Source organism: Amycolatopsis sp. NPDC006125 (assembly GCF_040614195.1).
Classification (GTDB): domain Bacteria; phylum Actinomycetota; class Actinomycetes; order Mycobacteriales; family Pseudonocardiaceae; genus Amycolatopsis_E; species Amycolatopsis_E tucumanensis.
The window spans coordinates 26,613-38,032 of the sequence record NZ_JBEXTZ010000030.1 but is presented as its reverse complement, the minus strand read 5'-3'; the positions used below and the strand labels follow the sequence as shown (position 1 = coordinate 38,032).

The following is an 11,420-nucleotide window of genomic DNA, read 5'->3' as shown; positions in this document are numbered from 1 at the left end:
GCTCAGCCCGGCAACCGGATCGTCAGCGGGGGCACCCGCACGCTCAGACCATCCGACCGGACGAGCCCGCTCTCGGCCCGCGGGTTGACCACGACCTCGCCGCCGGGCGCGCTGAACTGGACCAGGTTCGCGGGGCGCTGCACGTCGACCAGCCCCTCGCGCAACCGCGGCGCCAGCCACGTCCACGCGGCGGTCAGGCTCGTCGGCCGCAGCACGTTCGTGCCGGGCCGCGCCGCGGACCACAACGCGGCGTAGGGCAGGTCGTCGCTGGCCTCCGGTTGCCACAGCAGCATCGCGGCCGCGCCGGCCTCGGCGGCCCGGGCCACCGCGTCCAGCGTGGCCACCGCCCGCGCCTGGTCCACCGGCACCGTGTCCTCGGCGCTCTCGGCGGTGGACCAGGTCCTGGCGGGCGGGGGAGCGGTCTCCGGGTAGAACTCCGACCACCACACCGGCAGCCCGGTGAGGCTGCGTGCCCAGCGGGTCGCGTCGGCGTAGAGCTGGCTCGCCTTGTCCGGCGTGGTGATCAGGCCCTTGTCCCGGGTGCCGGTGGAGGCGTCCAGCGCGACGAAGTCGGCGCCGTGCTTGTGCTGGTTCCAGTACTCCACGACGTCCAGCGACCGCTGGTCCACCACGCCGTAGGGGCCGCGCATCTCCGACGGGTGATCCGTGGCGGCGGCCGAGGACCAGGTGTTCAGCACGACGTACGGGCCGCCGATCAGCGCGTCCGGCCGCACCGCCTTCACCGCGTCGTAGACCTGGTTGTACAGGTCGGTGTAGCCCTTCGCGTCCCAGGCGCCCGCCTCGGCGTCCCAGAACCCCTTGAGCTCGTTCCACACCTGGAAGTACCTGACCTGCGGGTAGCGCTTCGCGACCGTCGCGGACAGGCGCGCGAAGTCGTCGAAGTGCGCGGGCAGCGGGGCGGCGGCCAGGTCGTCCCAGTCGGTCGTGCCGGGCGCGCCGCCCTTCATCCAGTCGGGCGCGCAGCACAGGGTGATCACCGGGGTGCCGCCGGTGCGCTCGATCAGGTCCATCCGCTCGTCCAGGCGGGACCAGTCGAAGCTGCCTGGCGCCGGCTCGGGATTGCCCACGCCGAAGCCCATGATGTGCTGGTTCTGCAGCATCGGGGTGGCGCCGAGGATCTGTTCCCCGCTCGTGCGCTGCCCGGGTGTGAGCCACGAGTCGAGGCTGTACTGTGCGTGCGTCACGCCGAGTACGAGCCCATCCCCGGCGCCGGGCAGCAGCGTCACGGCCGGTGGCACCGGGGGGTCGTCCCGATCAGCCGGAGGCCAGCCGCCGAACAGCCCCACCACGAGCAGGGCAACCATCGCCAAGATCCCCACGCGTGCCAGCATGCGTGACCCATCACCGTTTTGCCTGTTCAGAGCTACACCCGGAAGGGGGAAAAGCAGTGAGCGCGGCCGCGGTCTCCGTGTGCGTCCCCGCCTACCAGTCCGGCCGGTACATCGCCGACACCGTCTCCAGCGTCCTTTCCCAGACCTTCGACGACTTCGAGCTCGTCGTACTGGACAATGCCTCGACCGACGAGACCCCGGACGTCCTGCGGGGCTTCGCCGATCCGCGGCTCAAGGTGCTCCGCAACGACCGCGTCCTGCCGCTGGCGGAGAACTGGAACCGCGTGGTGGCCGAATCTAGCGGCCGCTTCGTGAAGCTGGTGTGCGCTGACGACCTGCTGCACCCCGACTGCCTGCGCCGCCAGTACGAGGTGCTGGCGACCGACCCGGCCATCGCGCTGGTGTGCTCGCGCCGCGACATGATCAACGAGACCGGCGAGGTGCTCGCCGCGAACCGGGGGCTGCGCGGGCTGATCGGCCGCCACGAGGCGAGCACGGTGATCCGCAAGGTCGTCCGGCACGGCGGCAACCCGCTCGGCGAGCCCGGCGGCGCGCTGTTCCGCCGCGCGCAGTTCGACGCGGTCGGCGGGTGGGACGCGCGCTGGAAGTTCCCGATGGACCTGGCGCTGTGGATCGGGCTGCTGGGCCACGGCGACTTCTTCGGCCAGCGCGAGTCGCTGGCGGCGTTCCGGATCGGGCGGGACTCCCTGTCGGCGCGGGCCCAGCGCGCGGAGTACGCCGAGCAGCGCGCGTTGTCCGAGGGGCTGGCCAGCGATCCGGTGTGGGGCGTGCGGCCGGTCGACCGGCTCGTCGGCGCGGCGATGGCGCCGGGCGCGCGGCTGCGGCGGCAGGCGCTGTTCCTGGTCGCGAAGCGGCAGGGCGAGCGGGGCTAGATCAACCACCCGTACGGGGGACGATAAGTTGTCGCCGTGGTGCGTCGCGTAGTCATCCTGATCGCCTGCGTAGTACTCGTGGGTGTCGCGATCCTCGCCGTCCGGGTGACCTCCGAGCGCTTCGACGACTCGGGCGAGGAGGCCTCGCCGACCGTGATCACCGAGGCGCCGAGCACCGCCGTGATCACCCCGGAGCGCTCCGACGAGGCCGCGGTCAACTACGGCTGGCGGCTGACCGCGCAGGACGACTTCGACGGCCGCCGGGTGAACACCGCGAACTGGGAGATCTACCAGGGCCACAACCCGGTCTCGGGCGAGAACCTGAGCGCGGACCAGTGCGTGGTCCGCGGCGGCACGCTCACGCTCGTCGGCGACGGTGACGACACTGCGGCCACCTGCGGCATCGCTTGGCACGACGACCAGACCTACGGCCGTTGGGAGGTCCGCGCGCGCTTCCCGGCGCCCGCCGACCCCGACTTCAACCCGGTGCTGCTGCTGTGGCCGGAGAGCGACACCAACACCGACGGCGAGATCGACTTCGCCGAGATCTACGACCCCGCCCGCCAGTACGTGGAGAGCTGGCTGCACGGCCCGGGCAACATCGACGCCGGCCACACGCGCAAGGACCTCGACATCACCCAGTGGCACAACTACGCCGTGGAGTGGCAGCCCGACCACGTCACCTGCTACATCGACGGCCTCGCGTGGGCGACCTACGGCACGCCCGGCACCATCCCGAGCGAGCCGATGCACCTGGTCATCCAGCAGAACCACAACCGGCACAAGCCGACGGCGCCGATCCGCAGCACGGCCGAGGTCGACTGGGTGCGCGTCTACGAGTGACCATCCGCACACGGGAAATAGTCAAGCGCTCAACTAGGTTGTGAGGGAGCGAAGGCACAAGATCCGTCCCCCGGGAGTACCCATGACTTCGACCGCCAGTCTCGCCGACGCCCTCCACGTGCCGCAGGACGTGCAGGACCTGCTGTTCCGCCAGGCGCGCACCGCGAACTCGTTCTCCGACGAGCCGGTCAGCGAGGAGCAGATCCAGGCGATCTACGACCTGGTGAAGTGGGCGCCGACGTCGATGAACACCCAGCCGCTGCGCGCGCTGGTGATCCGCACCGAGGAGGGCAAGCAGCGGCTGCTGCCGCACATGTCCGAAGGCAACCGCGCCAAGACCGCGAGCGCCCCGGTGACCGTCGTGCTGGCCGCCGACACCGACTTCCACGAGAACCTGCCCAAGACCTTCCCGCACAAGCCGGACGCGAAGGACCTCTTCGCCGACGAGACCGGCCGCGAGGGCTTCGCCCGCCTGAACTCCCTGCTGCAGGTCGGCTACTTCATCATCGGCGTGCGCGCCGCCGGGCTGGCCGCCGGCCCGATGACCGGCTTCGACGCCGCCGGGGTGGACAAGGAGTTCTTCGCCGACCGCAACTGGAAGTCCCTGGTCGTGGTGAACGTCGGCAAGCCGGGTGAGAACCCGTGGTTCGACCGGCTGCCCCGCCTGGACTACGACGAGGTCGTCGAGACCGTCTGAAGTCCCTCGCGGAAGGCCGCGCGCGGGCGGCGGATAGCATCGGTGGGACATCACTTCGTTCGAAGGAGCCCATCGTGAACCAGCCGTCGTCCGCCGCAGCCGCACCCGCCGCCAGCGTGGTGGTGCCGGCCGGGACCACGGCCGGTGCCGCGATCCGCGAGGCGGGCCTGCCGACCAAGGGGCCGGACGCGATCGTCGTCGTCCGCGACGCCGACGGGCGCCTGCGCGACCTGGCGTGGGCGCCTGACGCGGACGCCTCCGTGGAGCCCGTCGCGGCGAACACCGAGGACGGCCGCAGCGTCATCCGCCACTCCGCGGCGCACGTGCTCGCCCAGGCGGTGCAGCAGCAGTTCCCGGAGGCCAAGCTCGGCATCGGCCCGCCCGTGAAGGACGGCTTCTACTACGACTTCCTCGTCGACAAGCCGTTCACCCCGGAAGACCTGCAGGCGCTGGAGAAGCGCATGAAGCAGATCATCAAGGGGGCGCAGCAGTTCTCCCGCCGCCGCTTCGACTCGGTCGACCAGGCGCGCGAGGAGCTCGCCGGCGAGCCGTTCAAGCTCGAGCTCATCGACCTCAAGTCTGATGTGGACACCTCCGAGGTGATGGAGGTCGGCGGCGGCGAGCTGACGATCTACGACAACCTCGACCCGCGCACCAAGGAGCGCGTGTGGAGCGACCTGTGCCGCGGCCCGCACGTGCCCACCACGAAGTTCATCCCGGCGTTCAAGCTGACCCGCGTGGCCGCCGCGTACTGGCGCGGCAGTGAGAAGAACCCGCAGCTGCAGCGCATCTACGGCACCGCGTGGGAGTCGGCCGAGGCGCAGGACGCCTACCTGGAGCGGCTGGCCGAGGCGGAGCGCCGCGACCACCGCCGCCTCGGCGCGGAGCTGGACCTGTTCTCCTTCCCGGAGGAGATCGGCTCCGGCCTGCCGGTGTTCCACCCCAAGGGCGGCATCATCCGCCGCGAGCTGGAGAACTACTCGCGCCGCCGTCACGAGGAGTCCGGCTACGAGTTCGTCAACACCCCGCACATCACCAAGAGCGGGCTGTTCTACACCTCGGGCCACCTGCCCTACTACGCCGACACGATGTTCCCGCCGCTGCCCCTGGAGGGCGAGGAGTACTACCTCAAGGCGATGAACTGCCCGATGCACCACCTGATCTTCAAGTCGCGCGGGCGGTCCTACCGGGAGCTGCCGCTGCGGCTGTTCGAGTTCGGCACGGTGTACCGGTACGAGAAGTCCGGTGTGGTGCACGGCCTGACCCGCGTGCGCGGGCTGACCATGGACGACTCGCACATCTACTGCACCCAGGAGCAGATGCCGGGCGAGCTGCGGTCGCTGCTGCGGTTCGTGCTCGACCTGCTGGCCGACTACGGCCTGTCCGACTTCTACCTGGAGCTGTCCACCCGCGGTGACTCGGACAAGTTCATCGGCTCCGACGAGGAGTGGGAGGAGGCCACCGAGACGCTGCGGCAGGCCGCCGTCGACTCCGGACTGGAACTGGTGCCGGACCCGGGCGGCGCGGCCTACTACGGCCCGAAGATCTCGGTGCAGGCCAAGGACGCCATCGGCCGGTCCTGGCAGATGTCGACCATTCAGCTGGACTTCAACCACCCCAAGCGGTTCGAGCTGACCTACACCGCCGCCGACGGCAGCCGCAAGCAGCCGGTGGTCATCCACCGCGCGTTGTTCGGCTCGATCGAGCGGTTCTTCGGCGTGCTCACCGAGCACTACGCCGGCGCGTTCCCGGCGTGGCTGGCGCCGGTGCAGGTGGTCGGCATCCCGATCGCCGACGAGCACGCCGAGCACCTGCGCGGCGTGGAGAAGGCGTTGCGCGCCAAGGGGATCCGCGTCGAGGTGGACACCAGCGACGACCGGATGCAGAAGAAGATCCGCACCCACACCACGCAGAAGGTGCCGTTCATGGTGCTGGCCGGCGCCAAGGACGTGGAGGCGGGCGCGGTGTCGTTCCGGTTCCGGGACGGCAGCCAGATCAACGGGGTGCCGGTGGCCGACGCGGTGGAGGCCATCACGAGCTGGGTCGAGCGGAGGGAGAACAGCTCGCCGACGGCCGAGGCGCTGAAGGCGGTCCTGCCTTGACCGAGCCGGAGCTGGTGGGCCAGGACGGCGTCGGGGTGCCGGACGCGTTGCAGCGCCTGTGGACCCCGCACCGGCTCGCCTACGTGCAGGGGCAGGACAAGCCGGAGGGCGACGAGCCCGAGGGGTGCCCGTTCTGCCGCCTGCTCGGCATGGACGACGCCGACGCGCTGATCCTGGCCCGCGGTGAGCACGTCTGGGCGGTGCTGAACCTGTACCCCTACAACCCGGGACACCTGATGGTGCTGCCGTACCGGCACGTGGCGGACTACCCGGACCTGACGCCGGAGGAGACGCGGGAGCTGGCGGAGTTCACCCAGCACGCGATGAAGGTGGTGCGGTCGGTGTCCGGGGCGCACGGGTTCAACATCGGGATGAACCAGGGCGTGATCGCGGGCGCCGGCATCGCGGCGCACCTGCACCAGCACCTGGTGCCGCGCTGGGGCGGCGACGCGAACTTCATGCCGGTGATCGGCCAGACGAAGGTGCTGCCCCAGCTGCTCGGCGAAACGCGCGAGCTGCTCTCGGACGCCTGGAAGCGAGTCTAGGGAGTGTCCGGTAACTGATCTACCTGCTGGCCTGGTTTGATCTTGGGTGGCGGGTCACTGTGGCGCGAGCACATCAGCACGCTGCTGGGGCTCGGAAGAAAAGGGGCTGCACGCCCGCCGTCGAGGCGCTCGCGGTCGACGGGGAAGGACTCGGCCTGATACCGATGCGGGTGCTGCTCACCGGCGGCCAGGCCGGCGACAACCCCCAACTGGTGCCGCTGCTGGATGGCATCCAGGTGGATCGGGCCGGGCCGTCCGCGGTGTCGGCCCGAGATGGTCATCGCGGACAAGGCCCAGTCGCATCCCTCGACCCGGCAGGCGATGCGGGACCGGCGAGTCCGATTCACCAGCCCGGAACGGGAGGACCAGATCGCTCGTCACGCGGCGAAAGGTTCCCGCGGCGGGTGTCTTCCCGCTTTCGATGCCGAGGCCTACCAGCAGCGAAACGTCGTCTGGCTCAGATGACTTACAGGACACTCCCCAGTAGCGCGAAAGGGTCCGGACGGAGTGCCCGTCCGGACCCTTTCGCCGCGAGGTTCTCAGGCCTGCAGGCCGGCCTCGATGTTCAGCTCGATCTTCACCTTGTCGCTCACCACGGCGGTCGGGATGCTGGCGCCGACGCCGAAGTCGCTGCGCTTGATCTCGGTGGTGGCGGAGATGCCGAACACCTTGGTGCCCTCGGCCATGCCGTCGGCGAAGCCGCCGACCTCGGCGGTCAGGGTGACCGGCTTGGTGACGCCGTGCAGGGTCAGCTCGCCGTCGATGAAGTACTCGCCGTCCTCGGCGCGCACGCCCGTCGACACGAAGGTCAGCGTCGGGAACTGCTCGACGTCCAGGAAGTCGGCGCCCTTCACGTGCGCGTCGCGGTCGGCGTTCTTCGTGTCGATGCTGCCGGCCTTGATGGTCGCGGTCACCTTCGAGTCCGCGAGGTCGGCGCCGGTCACGATCTCGCCCTCGACCTCGGCGAAGCGGCCGCGGACCTTGGACACGCCCAGGTGGCGGACGACGAAGTCGACGTCGGAGTGCACCGAGTCGATGGTCCAGGTGCCCGCGATGTAGCCGGGGATCTCGGTCGTCGAAGCGGTCATGTGCTTGTCTCCTCACAACGAAGCTTGGTTGAGCCCTCAACCACACCTTAGCGAAGAGATGGTTGAGGGCTCAACTAGGGCTACTATGTGAGACATGTCCGAACCGCGATGGCTCAGCGAAGACGAACAGCGTGTGTGGCGCTCGTTCTCGGTCGCCGTCACCATGCTGCGCGGCCACGTGGATTCCCAGCTCCAGCGCGACGCCCGCATGCCGCACACCTACTACGAGGTCCTCGTCGTGCTGTCCGAGGCGCCCGGCCGCACGCTGCGGATGAGCGAACTGGCCGAGAAGTGCCATTCGTCACGCAGCCGGCTCTCCCACGCGGTCGCCCGCCTGGAGGCCAACGGCTGGGTGCGCCGCGACAGCTGCGGCACCGACAAGCGCGGCTCGTTCGCGAAGCTGACCGACCGGGGCTTCGCCGCGCTCGAAGCCGCAGCTCCCGGGCACGTCGAGGCCGTACGCGAGGCCCTGTTCGACGCGCTCACCCCGGACCAGGTGCAAGCGCTGGGGGAGATCTCCGACGCGATCCGCGACAAGCTCACGCCCCGCTGCGCGGAAGCCGTCGCGGCCGAGGAAGCCCGGCTGGACCGCCTCGCCTGAGGGCGCGCGGCGCCTTGGGCGCGCCGCGTCACCGGAGCGTCGTAGCGGGTGGATAGGCTGCGGTCAGCAAACCGACCCCGCAGCCCCAGGTGGAACGCCGAGAGCGATGGACATGCCCGCCGATACCGCCACCCCGACGATCTGATGCTGAACATCTTCGCGCGAGCGTCCGTCTCGCGAGCCCTGGACCCGCTCGGCCACGCGCTGGTGCGGGCCGGGCTGACCCCGAACGCGATGACCATGATCGGCACGGCCGGCGCGATCGCCTGTGCCCTGGTGTTCTTCCCGAACGGGATGCTGCTCGCCGGCACGTTCACCGTGTGGGGCTTCGCGATGCTCGACCTGCTCGACGGCGCGATGGCCCGCGCCCGCGGCTACGGCACCCCGTTCGGCGCGACGCTGGACGCGACCTGCGACCGGCTCGCCGACGGCGCCCTGTTCGCCGGCATCGCGTGGTGGTGCTTCGCGGTCGAGCACAACCTGCGCGCCGCGGCGGCCTGCCTGATCTGCCTCGTGCTGGCGCAGGTGATCTCCTACATCAAGGCCCGCGCCGAGGCCGAGGGTCTCAAGGCCGACGGCGGGCTGGTCGAGCGCGCCGAGCGGCTGATCATCGCGCTCGTCGGCACCGGGCTGGAAGGCCTCGGCGTGCCGTTCGCCGTCGAGGGCACGCTGTGGCTGCTCGCCGCAGGCTCGATCGTCACCACGGTCCAGCGGATGCTGGCCGTCGCCGCCTCCGCCAGGGAGGCGGGCTGATGGGCCGGTTCGGCGAGCGGATGGCCGACCTCGGCTACGCGGCCGGCTGGAACGTGGTGCGCCGCCTGCCGGTGCCGCTGGCGAAGGCCGGTTTCGGGCTGGCCGCGGACTTCGCGGCGTGGCGCAAGGGTCCCGGCGTGCGGCAGTTGCGCCGCAACCTGGTCCGCGTCGTGCCGCAGGCGGACGAGACCGAACTCGACGAGCTGACCCGGCAGGCCGTGCGGTCCTACGCGCGCTACTGGCACGAGGCGTTCCGGCTGCCGACGATGGACGCGGAGGGCATCCGGGCCCGGGTGAACGCGACGATCAGCGGCGTGGAGAACCTCGACGCCGCGCTCGCCGAGGGCAACGGCGCCGTGGTCGCGTTGCCGCACAGCGGGAACTGGGACGTGCCGGGCATCTGGGCCGTCGGCCGGTACGGCCCGTTCACCACGGTCGTCGAACGGCTCAAACCGGAGTCGCTGTTCCAGCGGTTCGTCGCCTACCGCGAGTCGCTGGGGTTCGAGATCCTGTCCGCGGACGGCGGCACCGGCTCGTTCCGGTTGTTGCTGCAGCGGTTGCGGGAGAACCGGGTGGTGTGCCTGATCGCCGACCGCGACCTGTCCGGCAGCGGGGTGCCGGTGTCGTTCTTCGGGGAGAAGACGAGCATGCCGGCCGGCCCGGCCCGGCTGGCCGCCAGCACCGGCGCCGCGCTGCTGCCGGTGGGCAGCTGGTTCACCGAGGACGGCTGGGGCATCCGGATCCACCCGCGCATCCGCGTCGCGCACCGCACCGAGGTGCCCGCGGCCACCCAGGCACTGGCCGACGTCTTCGCAGGCGACATCGCCGCGCACCCGGCGGACTGGCACATGATGCAGAAGCTGTGGGCCGCCGATTTCGAGGAGGCGACCTTTTCGGCGGAGGAAGCGGCGTGAAGGTCGGGATCGTCTGCCCGTACTCCTTCGACGTGCCCGGCGGTGTCCAGGGGCACGTCACGGACCTGGCGCGCGCGCTGCGCGACCGCGGGCACGAGGTGTCGGTGCTGGCTCCCGCGGACGACGACGCGGACCTGCCCGACTTCGTGCACCCCGCGGGCAAGGCGCTCGGCATCCCGTACAACGGCTCGGTGGCGCGGCTGCAGTTCGGCCCGGTGTCCTACGCGCGGGTGCGGCGGTGGCTGCGCGAGGGCGGGTTCGACGTGCTGCACCTGCACGAGCCTGCCGCGCCGAGCCTGTCGCTGCTGGCGCTGAAGGTCGCCGACGGGCCGATCGTCGCGACGTTCCACACCTCCACGCCGCGGTCCCGGACGCTGTCGGCGTTCCAGCCGGTGCTGCGGCCGCTGCTGGAGAAGATCACCGCGCGCATCGCCGTGTCCGTGCTGGCGCGGCGGGTGCAGGTCGAGCACGCCGGTGGTGACGCGGTGGAGATCCCGAACGGCGTCGACGTCGAGTTCTTCTCCCGGGCCGAGCCGCTGGAGGGTTATCCGCGGGCGGGCGGCACGATCGGGTTCGTCGGCCGGTTCACCGAGCCGCGCAAGGGCATGGACGTCCTGCTGGAGGCCGCCCGACGCCTGCTGCCGGAGTTCCCGGAGCTGCGGCTGCTCGTGGTCGGGCGCGGCGAGGCCGACGCGCTGCGCCGGATGGCGGGCCCGGAGCTGGCGCCGCACCTGGAGCTGCTCGGGCAGGTCGACGACGCCACCAAGGCGCGGGCGCTGCGCAGCGTGGACGTGTACTGCGCGCCCAACACCGGCGGCGAGAGCTTCGGGATGATCCTCACCGAGGCGATGGCGGCCGGGACGGCGGTGGCGGCGAGCAACCTCGACTCGTTCCGCCGCGTGCTCGACGACGGCCGCGCCGGGGCGCTGTTCACCACCGGCGACAGCGCCGCGCTGGCCGATTGCCTGCGTGAGCTGCTCGGCGACCCGGCGCGGCGGACGTCGCTGGCCGCGGCGGCGGGGGAGCGGGTCGCGATCTACGACTGGCCGGTCGTGGTGACGCAGGTGCTGCGGGTCTACGAAACGGCGATCGCCGCCGACCCGCGGCGGGTCAGTGCGGAGGACGCGCCGCTGTGAACTGGTTCGTGCTGGTCGTCTCGATCGTCGCGGCGATCGTCGTGCTCGGCGGGTTGTTCCTGGTCGCGACCGCCAACCGGCTGGACCGGCTGCACGTCCGGCTGGACGCCGGGTGGGCGGCGCTGGACGCGGCGCTGGCGCGGCGGGCGGTGGTCGCGCGGGCCGTGGCGGCCGTCGACGGCGCGGCGCCGGGCATGCGCGAGGCGGCGGACATCGCGGAGAAGGCCCCGCGCGCCGAGCGCGAGGTCGCGGAGAACGAGCTGACGCGGCTGCTGGAGACGGTCGACCGGGCCCGGCTGCCCGCGTCGCTGGCCGAGGAGCTGGCCGACGCCGAGCACCGGGTGGTGATCGCGCGGCGCGTGCACAACGACGCGGTGCGCGACACGCTGGCGCTGCGACGGCGGCGGAAGGTGCGGTACTTCAAGCTGGCGGGCACCGCGCGGCAGCCGGAGTACTTCGAGATCGCGGAACCGCCGGTGCCGGGCGCTTAGGATCC

General features: G+C 71.3%; 12 protein-coding genes. 10 read left to right on the top strand and 2 right to left on the bottom strand.

Going from position 1 to position 11,420, the window contains the following annotated elements; translation table 11 throughout:
* Positions 1–2: 2 nt before the first annotated feature.
* A complete protein-coding gene (locus tag ABZ193_RS17475) occupies positions 3–1,340 on the bottom strand; it encodes a hypothetical protein (RefSeq protein WP_354710611.1) in 1,338 nt (445 codons plus the stop codon).
* A gap of 68 nt (positions 1,341–1,408) precedes the next feature.
* On the opposite strand from ABZ193_RS17475, the gene ABZ193_RS17470 reads away from it, so the two are divergent.
* The 5 genes from ABZ193_RS17470 (at position 1,409) to ABZ193_RS17450 (ending at position 6,432) form a co-directional block, all read left to right on the top strand.
* Entirely contained in the window at positions 1,409–2,245 is an 837-nt protein-coding gene (locus ABZ193_RS17470; RefSeq protein ID WP_020420725.1) for a glycosyltransferase, read from the top strand.
* Between the two features lie 36 nt (positions 2,246–2,281).
* Positions 2,282–3,088 (top strand): glycoside hydrolase family 16 protein, encoded by an 807-nt coding sequence (locus ABZ193_RS17465; protein WP_237335661.1) that lies wholly within the window; start codon positions 2,282–2,284, stop codon positions 3,086–3,088.
* 82 nt (positions 3,089–3,170) lie between these two features.
* The gene (locus ABZ193_RS17460; RefSeq protein WP_020420723.1) at positions 3,171–3,785 is read left to right on the top strand and encodes a malonic semialdehyde reductase; all 615 of its coding nucleotides are present in this window, start codon (positions 3,171–3,173) and stop codon (positions 3,783–3,785) included.
* 74 nt (positions 3,786–3,859) lie between these two features.
* Positions 3,860–5,887: a threonine--tRNA ligase gene (gene thrS, locus ABZ193_RS17455; RefSeq protein WP_020420722.1), complete on the top strand. Its 2,028-nt coding sequence runs from the start codon at positions 3,860–3,862 to the stop codon at positions 5,885–5,887.
* Positions 5,884–6,432, top strand: coding sequence for an HIT domain-containing protein (locus ABZ193_RS17450; protein WP_237335663.1), 549 nt, complete (start codon positions 5,884–5,886; stop codon positions 6,430–6,432). Before thrS ends, ABZ193_RS17450 begins: the two co-directional genes overlap by 4 nt.
* Before the next feature lie 539 nt (positions 6,433–6,971).
* On the opposite strand, the gene ABZ193_RS17445 is transcribed toward ABZ193_RS17450, so the two are convergent.
* On the bottom strand, positions 6,972–7,520 hold the full coding sequence (locus tag ABZ193_RS17445) for a YceI family protein (RefSeq protein ID WP_237335664.1): 549 nt from the start codon (positions 7,518–7,520) through the stop codon (positions 6,972–6,974).
* 94 nt (positions 7,521–7,614) lie between these two features.
* On the opposite strand from ABZ193_RS17445, the gene ABZ193_RS17440 reads away from it, so the two are divergent.
* From ABZ193_RS17440 to ABZ193_RS17420, 5 genes are all read left to right on the top strand, one after another.
* Positions 7,615–8,121 (top strand): MarR family transcriptional regulator, encoded by a 507-nt coding sequence (locus tag ABZ193_RS17440; RefSeq protein WP_354710609.1) that lies wholly within the window; start codon positions 7,615–7,617, stop codon positions 8,119–8,121.
* Positions 8,122–8,265: 144 nt separating this feature from the next.
* The gene (gene pgsA / locus ABZ193_RS17435; protein ID WP_017987950.1) at positions 8,266–8,874 is read left to right on the top strand and encodes a phosphatidylinositol phosphate synthase; all 609 of its coding nucleotides are present in this window, start codon (positions 8,266–8,268) and stop codon (positions 8,872–8,874) included.
* On the top strand, positions 8,874–9,788 hold the full coding sequence (locus ABZ193_RS17430; RefSeq protein WP_020420718.1) for a phosphatidylinositol mannoside acyltransferase: 915 nt from the start codon (positions 8,874–8,876) through the stop codon (positions 9,786–9,788). Before pgsA ends, ABZ193_RS17430 begins: the two co-directional genes overlap by 1 nt.
* Positions 9,785–10,924 (top strand): glycosyltransferase family 4 protein, encoded by a 1,140-nt coding sequence (locus ABZ193_RS17425; RefSeq protein ID WP_354710608.1) that lies wholly within the window; start codon positions 9,785–9,787, stop codon positions 10,922–10,924. Before ABZ193_RS17430 ends, ABZ193_RS17425 begins: the two co-directional genes overlap by 4 nt.
* Complete coding sequence (locus tag ABZ193_RS17420) at positions 10,921–11,415, top strand: NUDIX hydrolase (RefSeq protein ID WP_354710607.1); 495 nt, start codon at positions 10,921–10,923, stop codon at positions 11,413–11,415. The genes ABZ193_RS17425 and ABZ193_RS17420 overlap by 4 nt, the downstream gene beginning before the upstream one ends.
* Positions 11,416–11,420: the final 5 nt, after the last annotated feature.

What these genes read in the sequence shown, in the direction of transcription:
- ABZ193_RS17460 (WP_020420723.1), top strand. Translation starts at nt 3,171, where the DNA reads ATGACTTCGACCGCCAGTCTCGCCGACGCCCTCCACGTGCCGCAGGAC.
- ABZ193_RS17445 (WP_237335664.1), bottom strand. Translation starts at nt 7,520, where the DNA reads ATGACCGCTTCGACGACCGAGATCCCCGGCTACATCGCGGGCACCTGG.
- ABZ193_RS17440 (WP_354710609.1), top strand. Translation starts at nt 7,615, where the DNA reads ATGTCCGAACCGCGATGGCTCAGCGAAGACGAACAGCGTGTGTGGCGC.
- pgsA (WP_017987950.1), top strand. Translation starts at nt 8,266, where the DNA reads ATGCTGAACATCTTCGCGCGAGCGTCCGTCTCGCGAGCCCTGGACCCG.
- ABZ193_RS17430 (WP_020420718.1), top strand. Translation starts at nt 8,874, where the DNA reads ATGGGCCGGTTCGGCGAGCGGATGGCCGACCTCGGCTACGCGGCCGGC.